This window comes from Paenibacillus phocaeensis (genome assembly GCF_900021165.1).
GTDB lineage: Bacteria > Bacillota > Bacilli > Paenibacillales > Paenibacillaceae > Fontibacillus > Fontibacillus phocaensis.
Map to the genome: position 1 here is coordinate 99,779 of NZ_FCOQ01000022.1, position 26,775 is coordinate 126,553.

23 protein-coding genes and 1 pseudogene are annotated in these 26,775 nt (G+C 53.6%); 18 read left to right on the forward strand and 6 right to left on the reverse strand.

Features of this window, described 5'->3' with window-relative positions:
* Positions 1-36 precede the first annotated feature (36 nt).
* Positions 37-1,656, forward strand: coding sequence for a 2-oxo acid dehydrogenase subunit E2 (locus BN3795_RS15645; protein WP_068785627.1), 1,620 nt, complete (start codon positions 37-39; stop codon positions 1,654-1,656).
* Between the two features lie 3 nt (positions 1,657-1,659).
* Positions 1,660-3,075, forward strand: coding sequence for a dihydrolipoyl dehydrogenase (gene lpdA, locus BN3795_RS15650; protein ID WP_068785628.1), 1,416 nt, complete (start codon positions 1,660-1,662; stop codon positions 3,073-3,075).
* A 43-nt stretch (positions 3,076-3,118) separates the two neighbouring features.
* On the opposite strand, the gene BN3795_RS15655 is transcribed toward lpdA, so the two are convergent.
* The 3 genes from BN3795_RS15655 to BN3795_RS15665 form a co-directional block, all read right to left on the reverse strand.
* Entirely contained in the window at positions 3,119-3,958 is an 840-nt protein-coding gene (locus BN3795_RS15655; RefSeq protein ID WP_068785629.1) for a class I SAM-dependent methyltransferase, read from the reverse strand.
* 119 nt (positions 3,959-4,077) lie between these two features.
* On the reverse strand, positions 4,078-6,603 hold the full coding sequence (locus BN3795_RS15660) for an FAD-dependent oxidoreductase (RefSeq protein WP_068785630.1): 2,526 nt from the start codon (positions 6,601-6,603) through the stop codon (positions 4,078-4,080).
* Between the two features lie 4 nt (positions 6,604-6,607).
* On the reverse strand, positions 6,608-6,895 hold the full coding sequence (locus BN3795_RS15665) for an ArsR/SmtB family transcription factor (RefSeq protein WP_068785631.1): 288 nt from the start codon (positions 6,893-6,895) through the stop codon (positions 6,608-6,610).
* A gap of 177 nt (positions 6,896-7,072) precedes the next feature.
* Here BN3795_RS15665 and BN3795_RS15670 point away from each other — a divergent pair, with 177 nt between their 5' ends.
* Positions 7,073-7,537, forward strand: coding sequence for a hypothetical protein (locus BN3795_RS15670; RefSeq protein WP_068785632.1), 465 nt, complete (start codon positions 7,073-7,075; stop codon positions 7,535-7,537).
* A gap of 7 nt (positions 7,538-7,544) precedes the next feature.
* On the opposite strand, the gene BN3795_RS15675 is transcribed toward BN3795_RS15670, so the two are convergent.
* Positions 7,545-8,318, reverse strand: coding sequence for a hypothetical protein (locus BN3795_RS15675; protein WP_068785633.1), 774 nt, complete (start codon positions 8,316-8,318; stop codon positions 7,545-7,547).
* A gap of 277 nt (positions 8,319-8,595) precedes the next feature.
* Between BN3795_RS15675 and thyA the strand changes: the two genes are divergently transcribed.
* The 10 genes and pseudogenes from thyA to BN3795_RS15725 all read left to right on the forward strand — a co-directional run bounded on the left by thyA (position 8,596) and on the right by BN3795_RS15725 (position 20,321).
* Positions 8,596-9,390 (forward strand): thymidylate synthase, encoded by a 795-nt coding sequence (gene thyA / locus BN3795_RS15680; RefSeq protein WP_068785634.1) that lies wholly within the window; start codon positions 8,596-8,598, stop codon positions 9,388-9,390.
* 33 nt (positions 9,391-9,423) lie between these two features.
* Positions 9,424-9,909, forward strand: coding sequence for a dihydrofolate reductase (locus BN3795_RS15685; RefSeq protein WP_068785742.1), 486 nt, complete (start codon positions 9,424-9,426; stop codon positions 9,907-9,909).
* Between the two features lie 100 nt (positions 9,910-10,009).
* Positions 10,010-11,497, forward strand: a complete 1,488-nt coding sequence (locus BN3795_RS15690; RefSeq protein WP_068785635.1) for a glutamate synthase subunit beta — start codon at positions 10,010-10,012, stop codon at positions 11,495-11,497.
* A 135-nt stretch (positions 11,498-11,632) separates the two neighbouring features.
* Positions 11,633-13,733: pseudogene (locus BN3795_RS15695) on the forward strand (DNA topoisomerase 3).
* A gap of 156 nt (positions 13,734-13,889) precedes the next feature.
* Positions 13,890-14,567 carry a response regulator transcription factor gene (locus BN3795_RS15700; protein ID WP_068785636.1) on the forward strand — a complete coding sequence of 226 codons (678 nt, stop codon included), beginning with the start codon at positions 13,890-13,892 and terminating at the stop codon, positions 14,565-14,567.
* Entirely contained in the window at positions 14,564-16,390 is a 1,827-nt protein-coding gene (locus BN3795_RS15705) for a sensor histidine kinase (RefSeq protein WP_068785637.1), read from the forward strand. The genes BN3795_RS15700 and BN3795_RS15705 overlap by 4 nt, the downstream gene beginning before the upstream one ends.
* A 145-nt stretch (positions 16,391-16,535) precedes the next feature.
* A complete protein-coding gene (locus BN3795_RS15710) occupies positions 16,536-17,216 on the forward strand; it encodes a GDSL-type esterase/lipase family protein (RefSeq protein WP_198524735.1) in 681 nt (226 codons plus the stop codon).
* A gap of 47 nt (positions 17,217-17,263) precedes the next feature.
* A complete protein-coding gene (locus BN3795_RS15715; RefSeq protein WP_068785639.1) occupies positions 17,264-18,670 on the forward strand; it encodes an MBOAT family O-acyltransferase in 1,407 nt (468 codons plus the stop codon).
* 23 nt (positions 18,671-18,693) lie between these two features.
* The gene (locus tag BN3795_RS15720; protein WP_332835609.1) at positions 18,694-19,830 is read left to right on the forward strand and encodes a DHHW family protein; all 1,137 of its coding nucleotides are present in this window, start codon (positions 18,694-18,696) and stop codon (positions 19,828-19,830) included.
* Entirely contained in the window at positions 19,827-20,321 is a 495-nt protein-coding gene (locus tag BN3795_RS15725) for a DUF4358 domain-containing protein (RefSeq protein WP_068785640.1), read from the forward strand. Before BN3795_RS15720 ends, BN3795_RS15725 begins: the two co-directional genes overlap by 4 nt.
* Before the next feature lie 143 nt (positions 20,322-20,464).
* Here the strand turns inward: BN3795_RS15725 and BN3795_RS15730 are convergent, their stop codons facing one another.
* Both BN3795_RS15730 and BN3795_RS15735 read right to left on the reverse strand, forming a co-directional pair.
* Positions 20,465-21,232: an HAD family hydrolase gene (locus BN3795_RS15730; protein WP_068785641.1), complete on the reverse strand. Its 768-nt coding sequence runs from the start codon at positions 21,230-21,232 to the stop codon at positions 20,465-20,467.
* Positions 21,233-21,340: 108 nt separating this feature from the next.
* Positions 21,341-22,258 (reverse strand): winged helix-turn-helix domain-containing protein, encoded by a 918-nt coding sequence (locus BN3795_RS15735; protein ID WP_068785642.1) that lies wholly within the window; start codon positions 22,256-22,258, stop codon positions 21,341-21,343.
* A gap of 74 nt (positions 22,259-22,332) precedes the next feature.
* Between BN3795_RS15735 and BN3795_RS15740 the strand changes: the two genes are divergently transcribed.
* The 5 genes from BN3795_RS15740 (at position 22,333) to BN3795_RS15760 (ending at position 26,774) form a co-directional block, all read left to right on the forward strand.
* The gene (locus BN3795_RS15740) at positions 22,333-22,524 is read left to right on the forward strand and encodes a hypothetical protein (RefSeq protein ID WP_068785643.1); all 192 of its coding nucleotides are present in this window, start codon (positions 22,333-22,335) and stop codon (positions 22,522-22,524) included.
* Positions 22,525-22,620: 96 nt separating this feature from the next.
* On the forward strand, positions 22,621-23,355 hold the full coding sequence (locus BN3795_RS15745) for a phosphonate ABC transporter ATP-binding protein (protein WP_068785644.1): 735 nt from the start codon (positions 22,621-22,623) through the stop codon (positions 23,353-23,355).
* A gap of 14 nt (positions 23,356-23,369) precedes the next feature.
* On the forward strand, positions 23,370-24,626 hold the full coding sequence (locus BN3795_RS15750; RefSeq protein WP_232729948.1) for an FG-GAP repeat domain-containing protein: 1,257 nt from the start codon (positions 23,370-23,372) through the stop codon (positions 24,624-24,626).
* 28 nt (positions 24,627-24,654) lie between these two features.
* Positions 24,655-25,353, forward strand: coding sequence for a response regulator transcription factor (locus tag BN3795_RS15755; protein WP_068785646.1), 699 nt, complete (start codon positions 24,655-24,657; stop codon positions 25,351-25,353).
* Positions 25,350-26,774: a sensor histidine kinase gene (locus BN3795_RS15760; protein WP_068785647.1), complete on the forward strand. Its 1,425-nt coding sequence runs from the start codon at positions 25,350-25,352 to the stop codon at positions 26,772-26,774. Before BN3795_RS15755 ends, BN3795_RS15760 begins: the two co-directional genes overlap by 4 nt.
* The last annotated feature ends 1 nt before the right edge of the window (position 26,775 follow it).

Genomic DNA, 26,775 nt, shown 5'->3' on the forward strand with positions numbered 1-26,775 from the left:
GGCATGGGCTCACAAAACTTTTAGGAGGTCTTTCCTGTGGCTAAGTTTGAATATCGCTTCCCAGAACTGGGCGAAGGCTTGCATGAAGGTGAAATCATCAAAATGCATGTCAAGCCAGGGGACAAAGTAACAGATGAAGATATCATCATGGAGGTACAAAACGACAAAGCCGTTGTTGAAGTACCTTGTCCGGTAAATGGTGTAGTACAAGAAGTATTCGGTAAAGACGGCGCGGTATTCCGCGTAGGCGACGTGGTGGCCGTAATCGAAGCCGAAGGCGATCTTCCTGAGCAAGAGGGAGCTCCGGCTCCAACTGCAGACGCAAGCGCTCCGGCAGCTTCGGCAGCCGCTCCAGCTCCGCAAGCAGCAGCTTCTTCCTCTAAATTCGAGTACCGGTTCCCAGAGCTGGGCGAAGGATTGCATGAAGGCGAAATCATCAAAATGCACATTAAACCGGGCGACAAGGTGACGGACGAAGACATCATTATGGAAGTGCAAAACGACAAGGCTGTCGTGGAAGTACCTTGTCCGGTGAACGGTACGGTTCTTGAAGTGTTCGGCAAAGACGGCGCCGTATTCCGCGTAGGCGACGTGGTAGCTGTTATTGATGCCGAAGGCGACGTGCCTGAACAAGCCGCAGCTCCGGAACAAGCGCATGACGCACCTAAGGCCGCTGCGGGTGCGCCGGCTGCAGCCGCAGCTCCGGTCGCTCCAAACCGCGAAATTCTCGCTACGCCTAGCGTACGTAAATATGCTCGTGAACAAGGCGTGGATTTGTCGTTGGTACCAGGGACAGGGAAAGCCGGCAAGATCACGAGAGAAGATGTAGATAACTTCAAAAAAGGCGGAGCCGCAGCTCCAGCGCAAGCCGCAGCACCTGCTGCGCAGTCTGCAGCCCCAGCCGCAGCCGCCAAAGCCCCGGTCGCCGCTGCGCCAACTGCAATTTCTACGGATGGCGAAGAAGAACGCGTTCCGTTCAAAGGCATTCGCAAAGCGATTTCCAACGCGATGGTGAAATCGGCTTACACTGCCCCGCATGTAACCATTATGGATGAAGTGGATGTTACGGAACTGGTCGCTTTCCGGACTCGGATGAAACCTATCGCCGAGAAGAAAGGCATTAAAGTCACTTATCTTCCGTTCATCGTGAAAGCATTGGTTGCCGCTTCCCGTCAATTCCCGGCTCTGAACGCTTCGATCGACGAAGTAAACAATGAGATCGTGTATAAGAAATTCTATAACATCGGCATTGCAACGGATACCGATAACGGTCTGATCGTACCGGTGATCAAAGATGCGGATCGCAAGAGCATTTGGATGATCGCCGAAGCGATCAAAGACCTCGCCTCCCGCGGTCGCGAAGGCAAACTGGCAGCGAACGAGATGAAAGGCAGCACGATCTCGATCACGAACATCGGCTCTGCCGGCGGGATGTTCTTTACGCCGATCATCAACTACCCTGAAGTCGCGATCCTTGGCACCGGCCGCATCAGCGAGAAGCCGGTTGTCAAAAACGGCGAGATCGTTGTTGCTCCGGTAATGGCCTTGTCGCTCAGCTTCGACCACCGTCTGATCGACGGCGCGACGGCGCAAAACTTTATGAACTATATCAAACAGCTGCTCGCGAACCCTGAGCTGCTCGTTATGGAGGTGTAATCAATGGTAGTAGGAGATGCTTCTCTTGATATTGATACATTAGTTGTCGGTGCAGGTCCCGGCGGATATGTGGCGGCCATCCGCGCCGCCCAGCTTGGGCAAAAAGTGCTCATCGTCGACAAATCGGAGCTTGGGGGCGTCTGCTTGAACCGCGGATGTATCCCATCCAAAGCGCTGATCTCGGCAGCTCACCAGTACGAATCCGCTCAACATGCCGATGCCTTCGGGATTACGGCGGAGAACGTGAAGGTGGACTTCAAGAAAACGCAGGAGTTCAAAAGCAGTGTCGTGAAGAAAATGACCCAAGGCGTCAGCGGTCTGCTCAAAGGCAACAAGGTCGAAGTGTTCAGCGGTGAAGTGATGTTCATCAATGAAAACGAAGCCCGTTGCTTCAACGATCATGAATCGCCGCGGTATCGCTTCAAGCATTGCATTCTGGCGACCGGTTCCCGTCCGATCGAACTGAAGCCTTTCCCGTTCGGCGGACGTATCCTGTCCTCGACGGAAGCGCTGGAGCTGCAAGAAATTCCTAGCAGCCTCGTTGTGATCGGCGGCGGTTATATCGGTGCCGAGCTCGGCCAAATGTTCTCCAAATTCGGCACGAAAGTGACGATTATTGAAGGCATGGATACGGTGTTGCCTGGCTTCGACAAAGATATGACCCGTCTGGTTGCCAAGAACATGGCGAAGACCGGCATCGAAATCGTAACCAACGCCAAAGCCGAAAGTGCGGAACAAACCGATAAGAACGTGACAGTGAAATATTCCGTAAACGGTGAAAGCAAAGAAGTAACTGCCGATTACCTCTTGGTAACGGTGGGCCGCCGTCCAAACACCGATGGCGATTTGGGTCTGGATCTGGCCGGCGTGGAATTGACCGATCGCGGATTGGTCAAAGTTGACCATCAAGGACGCACCAGCAACCCGAACATCTTCGCGATTGGCGATATTGTGGCAGGCCCTGCGCTTGCACACAAAGCTTCCTACGAAGGCAAGGTTGCAGCGGAAGCGATCGCGGGACTTCCTTCCGTAGTGGATTACAAAGCGATCCCTGCGGTCGTATTTACCGATCCGGAATGCTCCAGCGTGGGACTGACGGAATCGGAAGCGAAGGACAAGGGCTTCAAGGTGAAAGCCGGCAAATTCCCGTTCGCGGGCAACGGCCGTGCGACTTCCCTGAACCAACCGGAGGGCTTCATCAAAATCGTGGCAAATGCAGAGAACAACGTGGTTCTCGGCGCGCAAATCGTCGGGATCGAAGCGTCCAACCTGATCGCCGAGCTGGGTCTTGCGGTTGAAATGGGCGCTACGCTTGAGGATATCTCGTTGACCATTCACGCTCACCCAACCCTGGGCGAAATCGTAATGGAAACCGCAGAGCTGGTTGAAGGTCATCCGATTCACGTAATCTCTCGTTAATTTCTATAGTTATATCTCCTAAGTCTATGGGGCAAGGCCGAATTCACGGTCTTGCTCTTTTTTTTGCAGTCACACCAAGCCGCATCCGATACCCAAACAGGATAGGGCGGATCTCACCGGCGAATTCTTGCTTCACAAGTTCGCGAAATTGCTCAGCAGCGTCAGCGATGTCGTTGGCCCCTAATTTCAAAGCCGTTTGGAGGCCGCCTTGGCTGAGGGCCAGATTTGCGTATCGATTGGCGTCACTTTCCTCCCAATGGTGAAAAACGATCTCACGAGAATACTGGAACAAGCCGCTCTTCTGAATTTGCTGCAAGTGCTGGTCCTTCGGCCATTTATAGGCTTCTTTGCCGTCTTCGCTCAGCTCGCTTGCCCGCTTGTCAGCCAATTGGATGAGCTGTTCATAGGCCTGATCAAGCGCTGGGGAGAGGACCGGCGGCCAATCACAGTCATAAGCGGCAAAGAGGCCTCCGGGGCGTAACACCCTGGCGAACTCCTGCAGCGTGGGCTGCGGGTCCATCCAGTGGAAGGATTGAGAACAGGTGATGAGATCCACAGAACTGGGCTCCAGCGGCAAGGCATAAGACATGCCTGGGGCAAATTGCAGGTGTGCCGGACGACCCTGTTTCTGCCAGCGGCTCATCGCTACGGCGCGCATATCCTCGTTAGGCTCGATCCCCACGATTCGCTTCGCATGATCCAGCCAGATGAAGGAAGAGAGGCCGGTACCGCAGCCGACATCTGCGACGAGCTCCGGGGATCGGCCCAAATACATGGTGAGGATGTTGATGAGATCAACCGGGGCCTGGGGCCGGCTCTGGTCATACAGATCGCCGAACCCGCTAAAGCGATCTACGTTATTGATTCGAATCTGTTCGCTCATGGGAGGTCTCCTTATCGCTGGAATGATGGGGGATAGTCCCCATCAATTATACAGCAAAATAAGCCCGGATATTAAAAAAAGGGTTCTCAGCCCCATGGACCAAGAACCCTTAATGCATATTAAATGAACAAATTAATCCCCGATTGGTCAGCCTTGCCCAAGTAGTAGCCAACCCCGCCGATTTTAACGCCATCGATCAGTTCTTCCTGGCGAATGCCCATCAGATCCATGGACATTTGACAGGCGACGATTTCAACGCCTTGGCTTATGGCGCTGGCCATGAGCTCTTCCAGGGAAGAGACGTTGTTATTTTTCATTACGCCGCGGATCATCTTGGCTCCCATACCCAGCATGTTCATGCGGGAGAGGGATAATTTGCGGCTGCCGCGCGGCATCATCATGCCAAACATCCGGCCGATCAAGGTTTTGCGGGCAGGTATTTTCTCCGATTTACGAAGGATGTTCAGCCCCCAGAAGGTGAAAAACAACGTCACTTTCTTGCCGCTGGCGGCCGCGCCATTGGCGATAATAAATGACGCGATCGCTTTATCCAAATCCCCGCTGAAGACGATCATCGTTGAGCCTTCCGGTGCGGCTGCCGGCTGTACTGAAATACCGCCAAGCTTGTTGGGATCCTCCTTGCTTAAGTAAGCCTCGATGATTCCGTTTGCGTTCTTGGCGACCTGAATCATCCGATGTTTGGACATGGTGGCCCAAGCCTGCACATCTTCGTAGAATCCGGGATCGGAGGCGGTTACGTGCAGGATTTGCCCGATCTCCAAACGATCCATGGCCTGTTTCACTTGAATCAGCGGGCCGGGGCAGCACAGCCCGCAGGTGTCGAGCTCGGCATCGGCCCGCAGCTCAGTCTCAGACGTACCGGACGTCCCCGCCTGAGAGTTCCCGTTGGATATGGCCGGAGCCGCTGAGGCAGCGGCAATTTCCGCATTCGCTCGACGTGATTCGGATTCGGGACGGCCCGGGATGTTTACTTGCCCAGGCTGATAGTTGGCCATTTGATAAAGCTTGAAGCCGCCGGTCAGATTCCGCACCTGATAGCCTTTTTGCTGCAGGATTCGCGATGCGGTGTAGCCGCGTAAGCCCACTTGACAATAAACCCAAATCTCTTTGTTGCGGTCCAGTTCATCCAGCCGATCGCGCAGCTCATCGACCGGAATCAGCAGGGAACCGGGGATATGACCGTTGGCATGTTCGATCTCGGAACGGACATCCACCAGCAAGGTCGTTTGTTCGTCCCGGGTCGCTAAATCCTGTGGAACGTACACGCGGGAACGTCCGCTAACCACGTTCTCAGCGGTATAACCAGCCATGTTGACCGGATCTTTCGCTGAAGAGTAAGGAGGGGCGTAGGCCAGCTCCAACTCGGTCAGATCCGTTACCGTCCCGCGGAAATGAAGAACGGTGGCAATATCGTCGATCCGTTTATCCACCCCGTCATAACCGACGGCTTGTGCGCCAAGCAGAGTGCCGTCAGGCTTAAACAACAGCTTGAGGGATAACGGGGTTGCGCCGGGATAATAGGAAGCATGGGAGTTGGGATGCACTACGGTGACCTGGTAGGGAATACCCAGACGCTGCAGGGTTTTCTCATGATTTCCGGTCGCGGCTCCGGTAAGTCCAAACACCTTGATGATAGACGTACCTTGCGAACCTTTATAGGAAGTCTCAAGGCCGCAGACGTTGTCCGCTGCGATCCGCCCTTGTTTGTTGGCGGGACCGGCTAAAGGAATTGCGGTTTTGAATCCATTCACATAGTCGCAGACTTCAACCGCATCCCCAACGGCGTAAATATTCGGAATGCTGGTCTCCAGCTTGTCGCTTACCAAGATATGTCCCCTTGGCCCCAGCTCCATTCCGGTGTCCTTCAGAAAAGCCGTATCCGGGGTGACGCCAATCGCCAAGATCACAAGATCTGCGGATAAGGCTTGGCCTTCCGAAGTGCGAACCTCGATCTGATTTCCTTGTTCCATAAACGAAGTGACGGTCTGCGACATCAGCAGATTCACCCCGTGATCCTCCAGTTCCTTGGCCAGCACCCCGGCCATTTCGGGATCAAACGGCGCCAAAATTTGCGGACCGCCTTCAATCAACGTCACCTCAAGCCCGATTTCTCTTAAATTCTCGGCCATCTCCACACCGATAAATCCGCCGCCGATCACGATGGCTGAAGCGGCCTGCTCATCAACAACCCGCTGCTTGATGCGGTCGGTGTCCGGAATATTCCGCAGGGTATGAATTCGGCTGCTCTCGATGCCCGGAAGGTTCGGGCGGATGGGTCTGGCTCCGGGCGATAAAATCACTGCGTCATAGCTCTCCCGGTATTCGCCGCGCTCTTTGCTGCGCACAAGTACGGTTTTGCCGGACGGATCGATCCCGATCACTTCGCTTTCGATACGGACATCGATGTTAAAGCGGCGTTGCATCGCTTCCGGCGTTTGGACCAGCAGCTTGGAGCGATCCTTGATGGTATCCCCAAGATAGTAGGGGAGCCCGCAGTTGGCAAAGGAAATGTAAGGGTCCCGTTCGAACATGATGATCTGGGCATCTTCATCCAAACGGCGAAGTCTTGCGGCCGCAGACGCTCCGCCAGCAACGCCGCCGACAATCAATATTTTTCTGCTCACGGTTTTATTGTTCCTCCTCAAATAAATGGCGAACCAGCTTGATGATTCTCTCGTTCGCCAGTCGGTAATTGACTTCCAGGCCGCTGCGTTCCGCTTCGACGATTCCCAGGCTGCGCAGCTTCTGCAGGTGCTGAGATACGGTCGATTGCGGCAGTTCCAGACATTCCTGCATGTAGGTTACATTGCATTGCTTCTGATCCAGCAAGCCGCGGACGATGCACAACCGAACCGGATGAGCCAGAGCTTTCAGAAGCTCGGCGGTCTCCTGATAGGCTTTGAAATGGTTATCCATGAAAGTTCACCTCGTTTTATCTCTCTTTATCATTATATCCTAATATTACGATATAGCAATTCTAAAAATGAAATTAGCTCTTTCCAATCCTCCATTCCTCCTGTCTGCAACCTATAAACCTTAAGATTCGTCAATAGGTCCGACAGGAGAAATGAGAAAAAGGTTGGAGGATATCCCATGATCGTTCGAAGTTCGAATCTTCTATTTCTGATTTACCTGCTGTTCACCCTATTGACGGGGGGAGAGGCAACAGATCCAAATGAGGGAATGCCCCAGAATGCTCCGGCAAGGCTGGCCGGGCAAATCGAGGACAAGGTGCTCAAAGTAACTGCGAACGCAACCCGATCGGAAGACGGTTCGGAATATGAATTGGAAGTCACCCTCTCGAATAAAACCGGTACGATGGTCGATATTATCGCCGACTGTGGGAGCTATATCACCATTGTTCATGAAGAGCAGCCTCGCGATAACCGTGAATGTGCCGCCGTACATTCGATGGGGATATCCAAACATTCTTCCGAAACGAAGCAATATGACCTTCCGGTGGGCGTTATTGACAACGAAGAATTATTGATTCAAATTCGATATGAAGACGAGGGAGTCCGCGGAACCTTGGAGCTGAGCTTAACAGCTGAAAGGTGACCCGGCGCTATTTCGGCAGCTTCGCCGAAGCAGCGGTGATTAATTGGGCCACTTGCTTCTCCCAGGCGTATACTTTCGTTAAAGAGGCGTGAATGGCTTTGGTCTGATCATAGACCGCCTTTAGCTCCAGAGCCGCGAGAATAGCGTCGCCGCGTTTGACGCTGGATTTATATCGTTTATCCGCCGCCGAGAGGTGCTTTCGCGCGGCGGCGACGGATTTGTTTTCGGCGGTGATCTGCTTTTTTAAGGTCTGCACCGGTACCAGCGCGTCTTTGACGACTTTCGCTTTGGCGGTTTTGGATTTCTTCGCTGCCGCGAGCGTCTCCTTCTTCGCCCTAATTTCTGCGGAAGCGGCCGTTGCCGAGGGTTTCAACTTATTGCGTTTCAATTCCAGCAGATCCGCCGATTTCTTATCCTTGCGCTTCTTGGCGTCAGCGGCTTGTTTACCCAGTGAAGCGTACTGCTCTAACAGCGGCGCGTGCTTGCGCTGCAGCGCCTCAGACTCTTGTGCAAGTCGGGTTACAACTGTCTGATCAATCAATCGGATCTTCGCATTTAGCGCGGACAAAGCGTCGTTGTTCTTCTTCCGCAGCGCCGAGATCTCGAGGCTCTCCTGCTTCACCAGCGTTTGAACCGCCGTCAACCCGTCATATACCGCATCGATTCCATCCAAAGCCGCATCCCAGGAGCTTGCAGCTTGCATGTACCGGCCTCCACCCACCAGCAGCGAAAAAGCGATGGCGGCGGCGAATGCCATTTTCACCGGTTGTCTCCATTTCATGAACGAACAACTCCTCACTTTCATGATTTTCCAAGCCTAACAAGCACGCAAAAAAGCACCTCCAAGCCAGGCATTACGCCTGTCTTGCGAGGTGCTTCACTCGCATGGATCTATTAGGTTATGGTCTTTTTACTATAACCATCCAAACCGACGATGTCAAGCTTTGATGCGAACAAACATTCTGGAGCACAGCCTGAAACAAACGAAATCCAAAAGCAGGGGAAGTCTGCTATAATAGGGTGGATTAGAGTACAACGTGACGGGGTGTTAGAATAAGATGAGAAACTATTTGGATTTGCTGGAGGATGTTCTGGAGAACGGGACCCCCAAGGAGGATCGGACCGGCGTCGGGACGCGTTCTGTCTTTGGGCGGCAGCTGCGTTTTGATTTAAGCGAGGGTTTCCCTCTGGTAACGACCAAACGAATTCACGTGAAATCGGTGATCCATGAGCTGCTGTGGTTCTTGCGCGGCGATACGAATATCGCTTATCTCAAAGAGCATGGCGTTCGTATTTGGGATGAATGGGCGGACGAGAACGGCGACCTGGGGCCGGTATATGGCTCGCAATGGCGTTCCTGGGAAGCCCCGGACGGGCGAAAAATCGATCAAATTGCAAACGTTGTGGAGGCGATCCAAAAGAACCCGGATTCGCGCCGCCACCTGGTCAGCGCCTGGAATGTGGCCGAGGTGGATCAAATGAAGCTGCCGCCTTGCCATTTTGTCTTTCAGTTTTATGTAGCAAACGGCAAGCTGTCTTGTATGTTGACGATGCGTTCGGTGGACACGTTCCTCGGGTTGCCGTTTAACATCGCCAGCTACGCACTGCTCACGCATATGATCGCTCAGCAGTGTGATCTTGAGGTGGGTGAGTTCATTTGGTCGGGCGGGGACGTGCATATCTACAACAACCATATCGAACAGGTGAAGACTCAGCTGGAGCGGGAGCCGTATCCATTGCCGAAGCTGGTGATCAAACGGAAGCCGGACTCGATTTTTGACTATGTCTACGAAGATTTCGAATTCGTCGGGTACCAGCACCATCCAACAATTAAAGCAACGGTCGCAGTTTAAAACCTGTGAGAAAGGGGCGGTATAAAGTTGGGAATGATTACGTTAATATGGGCGATGTCCCGAAATGGAGCCATTGGCCGGAACAATCAGCTGCCCTGGAGGCTCCCGGCCGATCTGAAGTACTTTAAGGCAAATACGACGGGGAAGACGATCGTGATGGGCCGCAAAACTTGGGAATCTATGGGAAGTAAACCGCTGCCCAACCGGCATAGCGTGGTGATCACCGGGGATGCCTCCTATACGGCCGAGGGAGCCGATGTCGTTCATTCGGTGGAGGAAGCGTTGACCTACGCGGAGCGAGGTGAACTGATGATCATCGGCGGTGCAGGCGTGTTTCAACAATTCCTGCCGCTGGCGGATCGGCTGCTGGTGACACGGATCGATGAAGAGATCGAAGGCGATGTATTTTTCCCTCACTTTGCATGGGAAGACTTCCAATTAGTCCATGAAGAACAGGGAGTGCGGGACGAGAAGAACCCGTTTGATTACCGCTTTCTAACTTATGAACGTCGCACATGATGTGATGATCAGTACAAATTATCATATCAATAATCCATTAATAACAGTTCCCCCGAATGCTAACATCAAGATACATTGATGACGGATGGGGGAACTTTTGATGTCTACACCAACAGGATTTATGGAGTTCAAACGCGAACTTCCCGGAGACCGGAGCCCGTCCGAGCGGGTGAAGGACTGGGAGGAGTTTCATAAACATATGTCTGCCGAAGAGCTCCGCACCCAGGGGGCGCGCTGCATGGACTGCGGCACACCTTATTGCCACTCGGGGATCGATATGACCGGCGGGACGGCGGGGTGCCCCGTGCACAACCTGATACCCGAATGGAACAACCTGGTTTATCGCAATCTCTGGAAAGAAGCGCTGGATCGTTTGCACAAAACGAATAATTTTCCCGAATTTACGGGACGAGTATGCCCCGCGCCTTGTGAAGGCTCTTGTACCGTTGGCTTGATCGGGGAACCGGTGACCATCAAGACGATTGAGCAGGCGATTATCGATAAAGGATTCGAGGAAGGTTGGGTTGTACCTGAACCCCCGGAGAAGCGGACAGGCCGTAAAGTGGCTGTGGTCGGTTCCGGACCAGCAGGTCTGGCGTGCGCCGCACAGTTGAATAAAGCGGGCCATGAGGTGACGGTCTACGAGCGTTCGGATCGGATCGGCGGCCTCCTGATGTATGGGATCCCCACGATGAAGCTGGACAAATCGATCGTACAACGCCGCGTTGATCTGCTGGCGGCGGAAGGCGTCAAATTTGTGACCCGTACGGAAATCGGCAAAGATATCAAAGCACAGCAGCTCGTTGATGAATTTGACGCTGTCGTGCTGTGCGGCGGGGCAACCCAACCTCGCGAATTCAACATCGAAGGCAGCGATTTGAACGGGGTACATTATGCGATGCCGTTCTTGAACGGGACGATTAAGAGTTATCTCGACTCGGGCTTAACCGACGGGCAATATCTGTCCGCAGAAGGGAAAGACGTGATCGTCATCGGCGGGGGGGGCACTGGCTCCGACTGCGTGGCAACAGCGCTCCGCCACGGCTGCCGCAGCATTACGCAATTCGGCACGCATGCCAAAGCTCCGCTGGAACGCGATCCGATCCATAACCCTTGGCCGCAATTCCCGAACGTGTACACGCTCGACTATGCTCAGGAAGAAGCCAAAGCGCTATTTGGCAACGATCCTCGGGAATTCTCGATCATGACGACGCGCTTTGTCGGCGATGAGAACGGCAATCTGAAGGAGTTGCACACGGTGCAGATCCAGCGGAAAGTCGATGAGAACGGCCGCAAAACGTATGAGCCGATCCCGGGCACGGAACGCGTCTTCCCGGCGCAAATGGCACTGATCGCCATCGGGTTCGACGGACCGGAATCGACCTTGGCGGATGAGCTGGGCCTGGAGAAGGACCGCCGCACGAATGTGAAGGCGAAATACGGCCAGTTCAAGACAAATGTGGATAAAGTGTTCGCCGCCGGGGACATGCGCCGCGGTCAAAGTTTAGTCGTCTGGGCGATCAACGAAGGCCGTGAGGCCGCCCGTGAAGTGGATAAATACTTGATGGGTTCGACGGTGCTGGTATAAGGCAACGAACCGGATGCAAGAAATGACAGGACGATCCTGGGTCCATATGCTATAATAGGTACTAGCTTACTAGAGCTGCGCGAAGCGCGGCTCTTTTTTTAGATTCAGTAGACAGAGGAAGAGGGGCGCTTAAGCATGAAAACGCTCGTAATAGCCGAAAAACCGGACATGGGACGGACGATCGCCGCGGTGATTGAGCCGAAAGCGAAGAACAACCGGTCCTATCTGGAGGGAGAGCGCTACATCATTACTTGGGCGATCGGTCATCTGCTCGGCCTGGCCGAGCCGGATGCCTACGACGAAAAATACAAACGCTGGAACTTCGGCGACCTGCCGATTCTGCCGGATCAATTCAAGATCGTGCCGAATCCGCGGACGAAAGATCAGTTGAAAACGATCGGTGAGCTGGCGAAACGCTGCGACGCGATCGTGAATGCCTGCGACGCCGCGCGCGAAGGGCAGTATATTTTTGCGCTAATTCAGCAGCAGTTGAAGTTAACCCAGCCCGTCAAGCGTCTGTGGATCTCCGATTTGACCAGCGAGAGCATCGCCAAAGGGTTTGCCGAGCTGTATGACGCGTCCGAGTTCGAGAACCTGACCTTAGCCGCACGGGCGCGCAGCGAAGCGGACTGGCTGATCGGGATGAACGCCACGCGGGCGTTTACGACCAAGCACCGGGAGCTGCTGTCGGTAGGCCGGGTGCAAACCCCGGTACTTGCGCTGATCTATGATCGTCAGAAGGAAATTGAGAATTTTGATTCACTGACTTACTATGAGATCAAAGCGGAGTTCGAGCTGGACGCGCGAAAGTACACGGGCAGTTGGCAGGGGGACCGCCTGACGGACGGAGAGCGAGCTGCGGCGATCGCCGAGAAGGTTCGCGGCAAGGAAGGCCGGATCACCGAATACGAGGTTAAAGATACGAAAGAATATCCGTACAAGCTGTATGACTTGACCTTGCTGCAGCGGGAAGCCAATGCGAAGTTTGGTTATTCCGCCAAGAAGACGCTGGACATTGCCCAGGCGTTGTATGAACGGCATAAAGTGATCTCTTATCCGCGGACGAGCTCCAACTATGTGACCGAGCAAAATATCGACGGCATGCACAAGGTCCTGCATATGCTGAAATCCTCGAGCTACAAGGAGCTGGCGGAAGGCGGCCGGCCAAGTCTGGTGCATGTCGGCAACAAAGCGGTCTGCAATCCTTCGCGGGTTGAGGATCACCATGCGATCCTGCCAACGCTTCGGCGTCCGGGCACCTTAAGCAAGGAGGAGCAGAACGTTTACGACCTTGTGATCCGGCGGTTCCTGTCGCATTTCTATCCGGCGGCGGAATATAAGCAGCATACCGTGCTGACCGAAGTGGAAGGCGAAACGTTCAAGACGAACGTGAAGGAGCTGCTGTCCCTCGGGTGGAAGGTGTGTTTGCCGGGGGACGACGGGACGAAATCCGGAAGCGGTCGCGGGAAGAAGAAGGACGAGGAAGAGGAAGCTGAAGATTTGGTCAGCGAGCCGTTCCAGATTGATAAGGACCGTCCGGTGCAATGCACCGGAGCGGAAGCGAAGGAGAAGGCTACGCAGCCGCCAAAGCACTATACGGAAGGCACGCTGCTGAAAGCGATGGAGAGTGCCGGGAAGCAACTGGAGAACGAAGAGCTGCGCGAAGCGATGAAGGATGCCGGTCTCGGCACCCCAGCTACGCGGGCGGCAACGATCGAGCGGCTGAAGAACGTAGGATATATTACGATGCAGGGCAAGAAGATCACCGTAACGCAAAAAGGCCGGACGGCGGTGGAGCTGATCCGCCGCGCCGGCGTTGAACTGCTGACCTCGCCGGAGATGACGGGGCAATGGGAGCGGCGGCTGTATCAGATTTCAAAAGGCGAAGCGGCCCGGGAAAAGTTTATGGAGAACGTGCGCCGGTTCACCGTTTCGATCATCGAGAAGGTGCGTACGCAGCAGAAAGCGGACGCCTCCATGTTCGGCACGGAGGAGCCGGACAAGGGGAGCCGGCGCGGCGGAANAGGGCTGCGGTTTCGTCATCTGGAAGGAATTCAGCGGCAAGAAGATCTCGCCGACGATGCTCAACGCGCTGCTGACCAAAGGCCAGACACAGCTGTTGTCGTTCAAGCGGGACGGCGGAGAAGTAAAAGGGCGCATTTTATTGGCAGACCGCAATACCGGGAAGCTTACTCTGGAGCAAGCCGATAGTACAGTTGCCCCATCTCCTTCATAAGTTCAAATCTATTTAATTAATGATATTAACTAAGAAGCAGCCGATGACCTAAACCGGCTGCTTTCGTGCTATAACTCACCGCTTCGGTTGAGGTTTGGGGTAAAAACGTTTAGTGTAGGCTTAGGAGTATTCAACACGTCATTGAGAGGTAGAATCATGTCCAAAACGATTTTAATTGTCGAAGACAAGCTCCTTTTGCGGGAGATTATCAAAGATTATATGGTGAACGAAGGTTACGTCGTGCTGGAGGCTGGCGACGGGAAGCAGGCGTTGGCTTTGTTCGAGCAGCATCCGGTCGATTTGATCCTCCTTGACATCATGCTGCCGGAACTGGACGGATGGTCGGTGTGTCAACGGATTCGCAAGGTGTCGGACGTCCCGATCATCATGCTGACGGCCCGCTCGGACGAAGACGACACCTTGCTCGGATTCGAATTAGGCGCAGACGACTACGTCGTCAAGCCGTGCAGTCCGCCGATATTGATGGCGCGGGCCAGACGCTTGTTGGAACCCCGGGGCACCCCAGGCCAGGAGAAGGACTTGCTGTCGGGCGCCGGGATCGCGATCCAGCTTGCTTCCCGTACCGTTACGATCGACGGGGAGGACTGCAGCCTTACGTATACAGAATTCGAAATTTTGGCCTATCTCATGAAGAACCAAGGAATGATCGTAACCCGGGAGCAATTGATGACGAAAATCTGGGGTTATGATTTTCCCGGCGACGAACGGACAATCAACAGCCATATGCGCAATTTGCGGGCGAAATTAGGCGACAAAGCCAAATGCATCGTGACCGTCATGCGGGCGGGTTACAAATTCGAGGAGCGGCCATGATCCGGGGGATCGTTCTCAAGCTGTTTTTGTTGACGACGGCGCTCTGCCTGTTGATCGTGGCGCTGATTTTCGCCGGGCAAACCGTGTTTTTCAAACAGTTTTACGTGCATCAGAAGGTGGAGAAAGTTAAAGCCGCCGTTCATACCTTTCGGCAGGAATACATGAAAACGAACGGGGAACCGAAGGCGGTGGCCGAACTGGAGCAGGAGTTCTACCGTGAGCATGGCACTTGGATTGCGATGTTGGACGAAATGGGGAGCTTGCTGTATTCCGGCGATTTTGAGATGGAGGTCCGATTGGAACAGGCGGCCGGATTCCCGATGCCTGCTGGCCAAACGCTAACTTTTCCGCTTTATACCGTGGCGAATGTGGACGATTTCAGCGCCGACAATCCGCTGTACGCTTTCGGAGGCACCTGGGTTCAGGAAGGCAAGCCGATCGCGATCGAAGGCCTCATCATGAATCATCGTCTGGTTCCCCAGCGGATGGCCAGGAGCGACTCCGGTTTGCGGGAGGAAGGGCGCTTGGAAAATGCGCTTTTGACCCAGAAGGAGTATGAAGTTGTTCCTCGCTTCGAAAGTCCGGTGCAATACTTTGAGAAGTACCCTTCAGCGCTGGTCGAGGGAACCATCACGAACCTTCGGCTTCCGGATGGAGCCGACGTCACCCGCTATACAAACGGTCTGTTTCTGGAACGGATCAAAGCTTTTCAGGCGGACCTGCTGTACGGGGACTACGACGATGCAAATGACGAGATGACGGATTTTGCGGAAAACGGGGTGAACTACAAAATCTTCTTGGAACGCACCCAAGACCGGAACGGCAAGTTGTCTTACCTCTTCGCCATGACTTCGCTCCAGCCCGTCAGCGAGGCCGCAGAAGTCATGCGGAGTTACTATGGCTATATCGTGATCGCCGCATTGCTGCTGGCAGTGCTGGCTTCGCTTTATTTTTCCCGCCGGATTGCCCGGCCGTTGCTGCGAATCAACCGGACCACCAAGCAGATCGCCAAGCTAGACTTCTCCGAGAAATTGCCGGTGCGCAGCCGGGATGAATTGGGACAGCTGTCCGGCAGCATCAACGAACTGTCCGACCGGCTGCATGCCCATATCCTGCAGCTCGAGCAGGACATCGAGAAGGAAAAGCAGCTGGAACATACGCGAAAGGAATTTATCGCCGGCGTTTCGCATGAGCTGAAGACGCCGCTGAGCGTCATTCAAAGCGGTTTGGCTGTGCTGAGGGATGGAGTTGCCGGCCACAAGCGGGATTATTACATTGCAGCGATGGAAGAAGAAGTGAACGGCATGATTTTGCTGATTACGGATATGCTGGAGCTGGCGAAATACGAGTCGGGCACGTACGCCATGCACACGGAACCGTTCGAAATCGTCCCGGTCGTCGAGCGGGTCTGCGGGAAGCTGTTGCCGGACTTGGCGGCCAAGCGGCTCAAGCTGTCCACCTTGCTGACTGCGGCGGAAGTCGTGGCGAACCGGCACCGCATCGAACAGGTGTTGGTCAATTTTCTCACCAACGCGATTCGCTATACGCCAGAAGGGGAAACCATCCTCGTCACCACAGCCGATCAAGGAGATACCCTAAGAGTCGGCGTGGAAAATCGCGGAGTTCATCTTCCGGAGGAGCAGTTGGAGAAAGTGTGGGATCGCTTTTACCGCGGGGACCCTTCGCGAAATGCGGCGACCGGCGGAACCGGCTTGGGCCTGGCGATCGCCAAAAATATATTGGAGCTGCACGGCTCGTCCTACGGCGTAATGAATACGGCGGAGGGAGTATTGTTTTATTTCGATTTGCGCAAACAAGCGTAGAACTGCGGTTCTGCGCTTTTTGTTTGTGTCCTCGGATCCGGCCCAATCTTCAGGTCATATTGACCCGGTCTGCACCCGATCTGCATTTCTTTTCGCTATCCTATGCATGTGAAAGAGAAAACCGCTAGAGAGGAAAGTGAAGAGAATGAAAAAGATGCTGGAAATCGGGCTGACCGGAATGATTCTTTGTTCGCTTGTGGCCTGCGGAGGGCAGAACGCGGGAAGGGAACCCTCGACCAGCCAACCGGCTTCCGCCGGTCAAACGCAGGAGGCTTCCTTTGCAGAAACAACGCAAACCAAGTTGACTTCGCTGTTTCAGAATAGCGTTTTTCTGGGGGATTCCATTACGGAAGGCTTGTCGTATCACGATGTGCTGGACGACAAAAACGTCCTGGCCGGAGCGGGAAAAACAGCGGAATTCGCCATGGAAGATATAGAGGAGCTGTCCAAGCGAAATCCCAAGCACATTTTCATCCAATTGGGTTCGGATGATCTTTTATGGCCGACGGATAACCCGCAGGAATACGCGATCAACCATTACACAGCCTTGATCGAAGCGATCCAACAGAAGCTGCCTCAAACCGAAATCACGATATTGTCGGTTACTCCCGTTACGGAGGAGGTGCTCGGAAAAGAGCCACGTTATCAAAACATTCCCGCTTATAACGAGAAGCTTAAGGAAATGGCCGCCGAGGAAGAAGTCGCCTTTGTCGATCTGACCCCGGTAGCGGCGAGCCGTCCGGACCTGTACGATACGGACGGCATTCATTTTAAGCCGGAGTTTTATCCGCTCATGCTGGAAGCCTTGAAGGAACGGGTCGAGTGACGAGTGCATCGGTGCCTGCGGCCCGGCGGAGCAGGGAGGGATAAGCGTTGGTATTCAGCAGCTTGATCTTCCTGTTTCAATTTTTGCCGGCGACCTTGTTCGTCTATTATTTATCGCCCCCGAAGCTTCGAAATGCCGTCCTGCTCGCGGCCAGCCTGGTGTTCTACGCTTGGGGCGAGCCGTTCTATGTGCTCATCATGCTGTTCTCCACTTTGTTCAATTATGCGGTCGGGTTGATGCTTGAGAAGCACCGGGAGCGACCCGGGATCGCCAACGGTCTATTGACCGGTTCCCTCATCGTCAATTTAGGCGTATTGTTCTTCTTCAAGTACGCCGGGTTTGTCGTGGACAATCTGAACGGGGTGTTGCCTCTTCGCCTTCAGACAGCGGATCTTCCGCTGCCGCTAGGCATCTCCTTTTATACGTTTCAAACGATGTCCTACGTGATTGACGTTTACCGCCGCAAAGTGACCGCGCAGCGCAATCTGATCTCGTTCGGCGCTTACGTGGCGATGTTCCCCCAGCTTGTGGCCGGTCCCATCGTCAAATACGGCGACATCGCCCGGCAGCTTGTTGCCCGGCACATGACGCTTGACCGGTTCGGCAGAGGGGCCGAGGTGTTTATCCGCGGCCTCGCCAAAAAAGCGCTGCTGGCCAACCCAATCGGCTTGTTGTGGACGAACGTCAAAGCGACGCCGCCGGGAGAACTCAGCGTACTTTCCGCCTGGCTCGGACTTTTGGCGTTCACGCTGCAAATTTACTTCGACTTCAGCGGATACTCCGACATGGCCCGCGGTCTCGGGAAGATGTTCGGGTTTGATTTTATGAAAAACTTCAACTACCCGTATGTATCCCGGAGCGTCACGGAATTTTGGCGCAGATGGCATATTTCCTTGGGCTCCTGGTTTCGGGAGTACGTCTATATCCCGCTTGGCGGTAACCGGAAAGGACTTGCGAAGCAACTGCGCAATCTGCTGATCGTCTGGTTTTTCACCGGATTATGGCATGGGGCGAGCTGGAACTTTATCGTGTGGGGGCTATATTTCGGGTTCCTGGTTACCGCTGAAAAGCTGTTTTGGCTGAAAGGGCTGAGCCGTCTCCCGCGTTGTGTCGCGCATGGTTACACGCTGGCAGCCGTCATGATCGGATGGGTGTTTTTCGAATACGAAAACCTAGGTGTTGCCGTCCAGTTCATCGGTTCGCTGATCGGGTACGGTTCGAATGGTTTCGCCGATCGGCAGGCGCTATACGATCTGTCGGTTTACGCTGGTTGGTTGACTTTGCTGGCCGTATGCGCGACGCCGCTTCCGCGCAGGCTTCTGTTACGTATTCGGAAGAGATGGGCGATCGCGGGATCCGCCGTGGCGTTAGGTCTTTACTTGCTGCTGCTGTTCCTGTCGACGGCGAATCTCGTCCATGAAACTTATAATCCGTTTTTATACTTTCGTTTTTGACGCGGGGAAAGGAGGCGGCGAAATTGAAAAACGTTCAAAAGGCCATGGCCATTTTGCTGCTGGTATTTTTAGGCGCGCTTCCTGTTGCGGGTTGGTTGACCCCGGACCGCAAGTTTTCCCCGGAGGAAAACCGGATGCTGGAACCGAGGCCGAAATATTCGCTGCATGCTCTGACCTCAGGGAAATTTACGGTCGATTACGAGAAGTACGTGTCCGACCAATTTCCTTTCCGCGACTTCTGGATCGGCGTCAACTCCGATACGGGGCGGGCTCTGGGGCAAAAAGAAAGCAACGGAGTTTATCTGGGCAAGGACGGTTATCTGATTCAGCAGTTTCAACCGCCGGCGAGAGAACGGGTGGCGGAGAACGCGGAGGCGATCCGGAGGTTTGCTGCCGCGACGCCAAACCTGCAAATCTACGTCATGCTGGCGCCCACTTCATTAACGATTAACAAGGAGAAGCTTCCGGCTTATGCGCCTGTGGGCGATGAGCTTGCTTCTTTGAAGCAAATGAGGGATGCCCTTGGCGATACGATTCAGTTTGTCGATGTTTACCCGGCCTTGTCCGCCAACCGCCAGGAATACCTCTACTACAGGACGGACCATCATTGGACAACCTTAGGGGCTTATTATGCGTACCGCGAGTTATGCAAGCAAATGGGAATCGTCCCGCAAGCAAAAACCGAGTTTGAACTTCGGCAGGTCACGGATCAATTCTACGGATCACTGTATTCAAGAAGCGGCTTCAAGCATTTGCGGCCGGATGAAATCGAGCTTTGGCTGCCAAAGATTGAGGAGCAGATTACGGTGGAGTATGCCGATGAACAGCATTCTGCCGGGTCTTTATATGCCATGGAGAACTTGAACGCGAAGGATAAGTATGCCGTGTTTATGAACGGTAACCATGGCTTCGTGAAGATCACGTCACCTCAAGCGGCGGAGAAGAAGCTGCTAATCGTGAAAGATTCGTACGCCAACAGCTTAATTCCGTTTTTGACGAAGCACTTCAGCGAAATCGATATCGTGGACCTTCGTTATTACGACGGCGATTTGTCGGCCCTGGTTCGGGACCGGGAAATTCACGATCTGCTGGTAATGTATAATATCAACACGTTTTTTGCGGATCCATCCATTCAGAATTTATCGGAGATGATTGAATGAAGCGATTAGTTTTATGGAAAAGAAAGCCGATCCTTGCGATGCTGGCGTTATCCTTAATGATCGGTTTGCTGGCCGGATGCACCGGGAGGGAAGGGGAGAGCAGCAACCTGTCGGCGGTCGAGGTCGGCGAGCGGATCGAAAAATCGGCGAACCTGGGCAATATGAAGCAAGGTGACGAGGAGAGACTGAAGAAGCTCTATCATCTCTCAAGCGACGATGTGGCGAGTTTCGTGCTCTATACGGCGTCATCCAACGTGAAAGCGGAAGAATTGCTGGTGATCCAGCTGAAGGAAGAAAGCGAGAAAAATCGCGTAATGGCGAAAATCGAAGAGAGAATCGCGGCGCAAACCGCCAAATTCAAGGATTATCGTCCAGAAGAGTATGATCTGGTCGAAAACCGCGTATTAAAAACGCATGGCCTATACATTCTGTTTGCGGTCTCGGCTGAGGCGGACTCCATAGAGCGGGGGTTTGACGAGGTATTTTCATGATCGGATGTGAAGTGTGTAGGCACTTCAAACCGCCGTACCAACCAAAAACGGACCCTTACAAGGTCCGTTTTTGCCGTTCGGCATGATGTATCTGNTGAAGTGTGTAGGCACTTCAAACCGCCGTACCAACCAAAAACGGACCCTTACAAGGTCCGTTTTTGCCGTTCGGCATGATGTATCTGATTGAAGATCACGCGAGGCACTTCCTCCAGCGAAGTGACCGTATGCATTTCCATATCCCCGTCATGCTGAAGTTCCACGAGGTTGTACAGCCACTCATTGGGGATTTTAATATAAATCGCTTTGATTCCGGCGGAGAGGGCAGGCATGACATCGGTGCGCAAGCTGTTGCCGATCATCCAAGTCCGGTTGCGGTCAAAATTACGTGCCTGGAGGATTTCCTCCAGGGCTTCGGCATTTTTGTGCTGGCGAATGTAGATTCGGTCCTGAAAATAATCGGCCAACCGCATCTGCTCAATCTTACGCTCCTGGATCACGGTTTCCCCGCCGGTGTACAAATGAAGCTCATGACCTTGGCTGCGCAGGAGATTTAGCGTTTCGACCATCCCGGGATACGGCTCGATCGGCTGCTCGTATACGCTGAGTCCCAGCTTCATCAACCGGTTCTCCTCCTCGGGGAGCCCCTTTCGTCCTGTCAACCGCGCGTAATAGCGATAGGTGTCGACCAGCGACTCCGGGAAATGCGAGCTGGCAAATCCGATTTGATGGACGCCGGCCACATCGATTTCCGTTTGTTTCTCGCGGATTTCCTTCGTTGAAATGCCGTACGGTTTATACCAATCGGTCAGCAGATCCGCAAATTGATCGAGAATCAGATCAAAATATTTATTGCAATGGACCAGAGTATCATCCAAATCAAATATGACTTGTTGAAGTAAGGTTTTATTCATAAGAACGGGTCACTCCTTATCCAAAGAAACGCTTGTCTATATGTCTAACTCTATCCTAACACAAGCGGAAGCGTCTCGCCAAAAACGAGCAGCCGACAGCCGAGCACCCTACAGTCGGATGTAAGATTCCAGGAACATCTGCAGCTCCGCCGCACCGTCCGGACGAATGCTGAACTTCTCCGTGTCCTGGGCGAGCAGGTGGATGCGCAGCAGGCCGGCGACGCGAAGCCGCATCAGGTCATGCATCAGTTGTTCCTTCGGCTCGCCTAAATCCCGCAGCATCTCCTGCATCGATTTCGGCTCGTCGGCGACGTAGCGGAGGAGGCGGAGACGCTGAGGCTCGGCCAACGCCCGGGTCAGACGCTTTAACACCATCGGGGGCTCGTCCTCATCGAGCTCCGGAATATCCAGCGGATATTGGATAAACAACACATTCTCATAGAAGACGTATGTATTGATCGGCCGAAAATGAATGGAGGGGGTCAACACCACTTGTTGGATTGGCTTCAGGGGCTCCAGCACCAGCCCTCCTGAGGCGTATTCAATCAGAGCGTCGGTGTCCATCTTCTGCAGAAGCGTATGCTTCTCGGCTGCATCTTCCTCCAGCAGCGGGAGAAATTGGTTTTCAATCGGACCGAAATAAAGCCGCTGCCAGCATTTCAACAACGGGATATAGCTGCGGCGAATCCGTTCTATAGTATCATTATTCACAGAGGGAATGTAGGATTTGGTGCGATGGCAAAGGGCTTCGACAGGGATTTCCGCGATATCGTTCAGAAAACGCGAGACCTCACCCGCTCCGTCACGTTCCAAAGCCCAAACGTACAATACGTCGTAATCGCTGAACGGGTAGTCGGCCGCTTCGGCGAATTGCCGCCGCTCCTCCGGTGTCAGGCGGGCATCGATCTCGGCGATCCATTCCGCCCCCACATCGAGATTGTTCACCCATTTTTGCGTTGTATATATCATAAAGCTGCTGATCAGTTCGTAGACCAAGGAATGGTCCACTTTCACATCATAGGCCATGACAGAACAAACCTCCCAAAGATCTTTGCATTCAGATTCATTATGGCTTGTTAGGCAGGGGATTGTCTACTATAATGTTTAAGGATTATTCGGAAAAGATCAATTGGGGAAAAGTCGTCGAATTTTTGACGATTTTTCTTTGTTTTTTCACCCACGTTCATTCAGATTGCCGTCATTATCGTCGCCGATCTCAGCCAAAAGCTGCTGCTGAAATGGCCTTTCGGCCGGTGGTCGGTAAAAAAAGCGCAAATATGAACAGGCTGTAATGGATTTTCGCCGGTTTTTCCAATACACTAAAAGGTAAAGGAAAAAGGTAATCCTAATAATGCGAATTACCTCTTAGAGTTAAAGGAGAATCGGATATGATCAGAGTCAACCACTTGCAGAAAACAGTGGATGGGAATAAGAAGAAGGTGCTCCGCGAGATCAACGTCCAGTTTGGCGCGGGGGAGATGATCGGCGTTGTAGGCGCAAGCGGCAGCGGAAAGAGCATGCTTCTGCGCTGCTTGGCGCTTCGTGAACACTGGAACCGGGGAGACTATACGTGGAATGGGGACAAGGTGATTGAAGGCGGAGGGCGCGGCTCGCAGAAGTATCGCTCCCAATGCGCTTATCTTGAACAAAACCCCTCGCTGTATCCGGAGAAAACCGCGCTGAAGAACGTCCTGATCGGACAAGCGGGGCAAACTCCGCCGCTGCGTCGTCTCACCGGGATGGTGCGGTCGGACGATTACATGGGCGCGATGGACGAGCTGGAGAAATACGGCCTACTCGACAAAGCTCACGTGAAGGCCGGCAAGCTGAGCGGCGGCGAGCGCCAGCGTGTGGCGATCTGCCGGGCGTTGGTTCACGGAGCAAGCTTCCTGGCTGCGGACGAGCCGGTCATCGGCCTGGACCCCAAATCGGCGGAACGCGTACTGGAGACGTTGAAGGAGCTCTGCTCACAGCAGAACAAAATCGTGATAGCGGCGCTGCCGCTGGAATTGGCGGAGCGTTATTGCACGCGGATCTGGGGACTCCATGAAGGAGAACTCAAGCTGGATGTGTCCGGACGGCGGTTGACGCCGGAAGATAAACGCCTGATTGATTTGGCATGAAACGAGTGATGCGTATGTTCACCAACCGGAGGATTACCGCTTGGGCAGGTGCTTGCCTGCTCCTGCTCTTGAGCGGCTGCAGTATTATCAGCGATCCGAAATCGTTAATGCAAACCCCGCAGCTCTCTACCGACCGCGCGTCGTTAATCAGCGTGATTAAGGCGGAGCTGAAAGGCGGAGAAATCGTCTCCCCGCGGGATGTTCGCAACATCAGCTCCATCCGTACGCCGGATTTGAACAACGACGGAATCAAAGAGGCCGTGGTGTTCTACGAAACGCCGGATGAAGCGGTACGGATTCACGGGATGATTTTGGAGCATCAAGGGGATTCTTGGGCGCTGAAGGTCCGGTTTGACGGCGAAGGCCAGGTCCTTGAGACCTTTGATTTGCTGGACCTGAACGGCGACGGCAGGCTGGAGATCATCGCCGGCTTCTCGAGCGGTTCCGATGAACTTCAGAAAGGCTTAACCATCTACACCTATGACGGCAACGAAGTCGAGAAAGCGATCGCGCTGCCGTATCACTATTTTATGGTGGATGATCTGAACAAGGACGGTATTCCCGACATTACGGTCGTGAACCTAAAGCGCGAGCAATATGCAACGGTCACGACGTATCAATATGACGGATCTTTCAAGGAATTAAGTCATCTGGAACTCGACGATCCGATCACCGAGTATTATAATGCGGTCAGCGGCAACATCACGCCAAACTTGAAGGGCATTATACTTGATGCAACGGTAGGAACTCACTCGGCTTTCTCGACAGTCATCGTGATGAAAGACGGGGAGCTGATCAACCTGCTGCCTTCGCAGGATATGACATTGAAAGGATATCCGATCCTCAGCGGTGACGTGAATAACGACGGCCTGCTGGAAATCGGCATGCTGGAGAAGCCTAAGGGCTGGGAGTATATTTCCTTCGATGAAATTCCGTGGCTGTTTTCGTATTATCAGTGGGATGAGAAGGATGGGCTCAAATTCGTGATGCAGCAATACATGGATATGGCCGGGCGTTTCTACTTCAATTTCCCGAAGGAATGGCAAGGGAAGGTAACGATCGATACGAAATCGGACAAAAATGAGCACCTGATTTTCGTCAAGACCGATACGAACGAACCGGTGGCCGAAATCCGCTTCTTCACGCTGTCGGAATGGGAACGGAACAAAGCGGATTGGGAGCTGCTTGCACGGGATGCCGATAAAGTGATCGGGTTCCTCAGCCATACGGATCTGAAAGTCAACAAAGGCGAGACGGAAATCAAGCGTTAAGCTGTTTTTTGAAGAGGGGGCAACCAAATTGAGCAAAGTGCTGATTTTGGAGGACGAGGAGTCCATCCGCAGTTTTATCGTGATTAACTTGAAACGGAACGGCTTCGACGTGCTCGAAGCGGCGGACGGCAATGAAGCGTTAAGCAAGCTGCAGAGCGTTCCGGACATTGATATCGCGCTTCTCGACGTGATGGTGCCGGGGATTGACGGCTTTGAAGTGTGCCGCCGCATCCGCGAAACCAATGAACGGATCGGGATCATTTTCCTGACGGCCAAAGTCCAGGAGCAGGACAAAGTCTATGCCTTGTCCGTCGGGGCGGATGATCATGTCAGCAAGCCGTTCAGCCCAACGGAGCTGATCGCCCGTATCCAGTCCCTGCTGCGCCGGGTGAACGTTTACCGCGAGAGCAGCGCGAAAGTGACGTTTACCTCGGGGCCGTTTACGTTGGATTTGATCTCCAAGCAATTTAAGAAAAATGGACAGTTGATCGAATTGACGCCAACGGAGTTTTCGTTGATTCAGTTTTTCCTGGAGAAGGAGAATACGCCGCTTAGCCGCGATTTGCTGCTCGACCATGTCTGGGGCAAGGAATATATGGGAGATCCGAAGATCGTGGACGTGAATATTCGCCGTCTGCGGCAGAAAATCGAAAGCAATCCGTCCGAACCGGCTTTCCTGCAAACCGTGTGGGGGCACGGTTATAAGTGGAAAGGCGAGGGACAATGATCAAAAAAGGGATTGGCCGGCAAATTGTCTTACACTACTTTATCGTCGTCTTCGTAACCTTGTTTATGGTCGAGATTATCTTCACGCTGACCATTCGCATGTATTATTACGATACGATCTATAACCATATGTCCAATCATTCCATGTGGGCTTCCGACTACTTCCAGAAGTTCGTCCGGTTGAACGTGGAAGGGGATCCGGATTATTTTACGGAGATGCTGCGTACTTTCGAGCTCGACAACACCGAGCTGATGATTCTGGATCAAAGCGGCGAGGTGAAGGCCAGCACGAACGCGTTCCAGGCGGACAAAGCGATTCAGACCAGCGACGTCCCGCAAGCGTTAGCCGGGAACGTCGGCAAATGGATCGGCCGGCAGTCGGCGACCGGCGAGCTGGTGATGGCGGTATCGCGACCGCTGCAGATTCAAGGCCAGACGCAATATATCGTCCGCTATGTCACTTCAATGGAGTCGGTAAATTCTAAGCTGCTGAACCTGACGTTTATGTCGATCGCCGTATCGGCTGCCGTCCTTGCGCTGGTTACGCTGTTCAGTATCGGTTTGGCGAACTCGATCGTTAAGCCCATTAACAATATTCGGGCGGTATCGGCACAGATGGCCCGCGGCAAATTCGATGCGCGGATCAAAGGCAATTACCGGTACGAGTTAGGCGAACTGGCTGCAACTTTGAACTATATGGCGGAGGAGATCGTTCGCAGCAATCAGATCAAGGACGATTTCATCTCTTCGATCTCGCACGAGTTACGTACGCCGCTGACCGGGATCAAAGGCTGGAGCGAGACGTTGACGTCCGGGGGCTTCGATCCCGAGGAGACGAAGATCGGAGTGGGGATCATCGCCAAGGAAACCGACCGCTTGATCGGGCTTGTGGAGGAGATCCTCGATTTCTCGAAGCTGCAATCCAATGAGATGAAGCTCGTCATCGGCGAGGTGAATCTGAAGGAACTGCTTCAGGAAACGATGTTAAACGTCTGGGCCAAGGCGGAGCAGAAGCAAATTCAGCTGAAGCTTGAAGATAAAACCGACGGCATTGCGATCGTCAGCGGAGATGGCAACCGCCTGAAGCAGGTATTTCTGAATTTGGTGGACAATGCGATCAAGTTCTCCCATGAGCAAAGCTGGATCCATCTCGTGATCGATCGCGTGGAGAACGAACGGGTCCGGATTGAAGTCATCGATACGGGGATTGGAATTAGCGAAGAGTATTTAAACAAAGTGAAAGACCGTTTCTTCCAGGTGAATCACCAGGGAGGCGGTACCGGGCTGGGTCTGGCGATCAGCCAGCAACTGGTCGAACTGCATCACGGAGAAATGGAAATCCAAAGTGAGCTTGGTGTAGGGACGACCGTTTCCGTGACATTGCCGCTGTTAAGCGACACTTTAGGAGAGAAGGGAACTTAGC

Coding starts and splice junctions, on each gene's coding strand:
- lpdA (WP_068785628.1), top strand. CDS start 1,660: ATGGTAGTAGGAGATGCTTCTCTTGATATTGATACATTAGTTGTCGGT.
- BN3795_RS15655 (WP_068785629.1), bottom strand. CDS start 3,958: ATGAGCGAACAGATTCGAATCAATAACGTAGATCGCTTTAGCGGGTTC.
- BN3795_RS15665 (WP_068785631.1), bottom strand. CDS start 6,895: ATGGATAACCATTTCAAAGCCTATCAGGAGACCGCCGAGCTTCTGAAA.
- BN3795_RS15670 (WP_068785632.1), top strand. CDS start 7,073: ATGATCGTTCGAAGTTCGAATCTTCTATTTCTGATTTACCTGCTGTTC.
- BN3795_RS15675 (WP_068785633.1), bottom strand. CDS start 8,318: ATGAAATGGAGACAACCGGTGAAAATGGCATTCGCCGCCGCCATCGCT.
- thyA (WP_068785634.1), top strand. CDS start 8,596: ATGAGAAACTATTTGGATTTGCTGGAGGATGTTCTGGAGAACGGGACC.
- BN3795_RS15685 (WP_068785742.1), top strand. CDS start 9,424: ATGATTACGTTAATATGGGCGATGTCCCGAAATGGAGCCATTGGCCGG.
- BN3795_RS15690 (WP_068785635.1), top strand. CDS start 10,010: ATGTCTACACCAACAGGATTTATGGAGTTCAAACGCGAACTTCCCGGA.
- BN3795_RS15700 (WP_068785636.1), top strand. CDS start 13,890: ATGTCCAAAACGATTTTAATTGTCGAAGACAAGCTCCTTTTGCGGGAG.
- BN3795_RS15705 (WP_068785637.1), top strand. CDS start 14,564: ATGATCCGGGGGATCGTTCTCAAGCTGTTTTTGTTGACGACGGCGCTC.
- BN3795_RS15710 (WP_198524735.1), top strand. CDS start 16,536: ATGAAAAAGATGCTGGAAATCGGGCTGACCGGAATGATTCTTTGTTCG.
- BN3795_RS15725 (WP_068785640.1), top strand. CDS start 19,827: ATGAAGCGATTAGTTTTATGGAAAAGAAAGCCGATCCTTGCGATGCTG.
- BN3795_RS15730 (WP_068785641.1), bottom strand. CDS start 21,232: ATGAATAAAACCTTACTTCAACAAGTCATATTTGATTTGGATGATACT.
- BN3795_RS15735 (WP_068785642.1), bottom strand. CDS start 22,258: ATGGCCTATGATGTGAAAGTGGACCATTCCTTGGTCTACGAACTGATC.
- BN3795_RS15740 (WP_068785643.1), top strand. CDS start 22,333: ATGTTTAAGGATTATTCGGAAAAGATCAATTGGGGAAAAGTCGTCGAA.
- BN3795_RS15745 (WP_068785644.1), top strand. CDS start 22,621: ATGATCAGAGTCAACCACTTGCAGAAAACAGTGGATGGGAATAAGAAG.
- BN3795_RS15750 (WP_232729948.1), top strand. CDS start 23,370: ATGTTCACCAACCGGAGGATTACCGCTTGGGCAGGTGCTTGCCTGCTC.
- BN3795_RS15760 (WP_068785647.1), top strand. CDS start 25,350: ATGATCAAAAAAGGGATTGGCCGGCAAATTGTCTTACACTACTTTATC.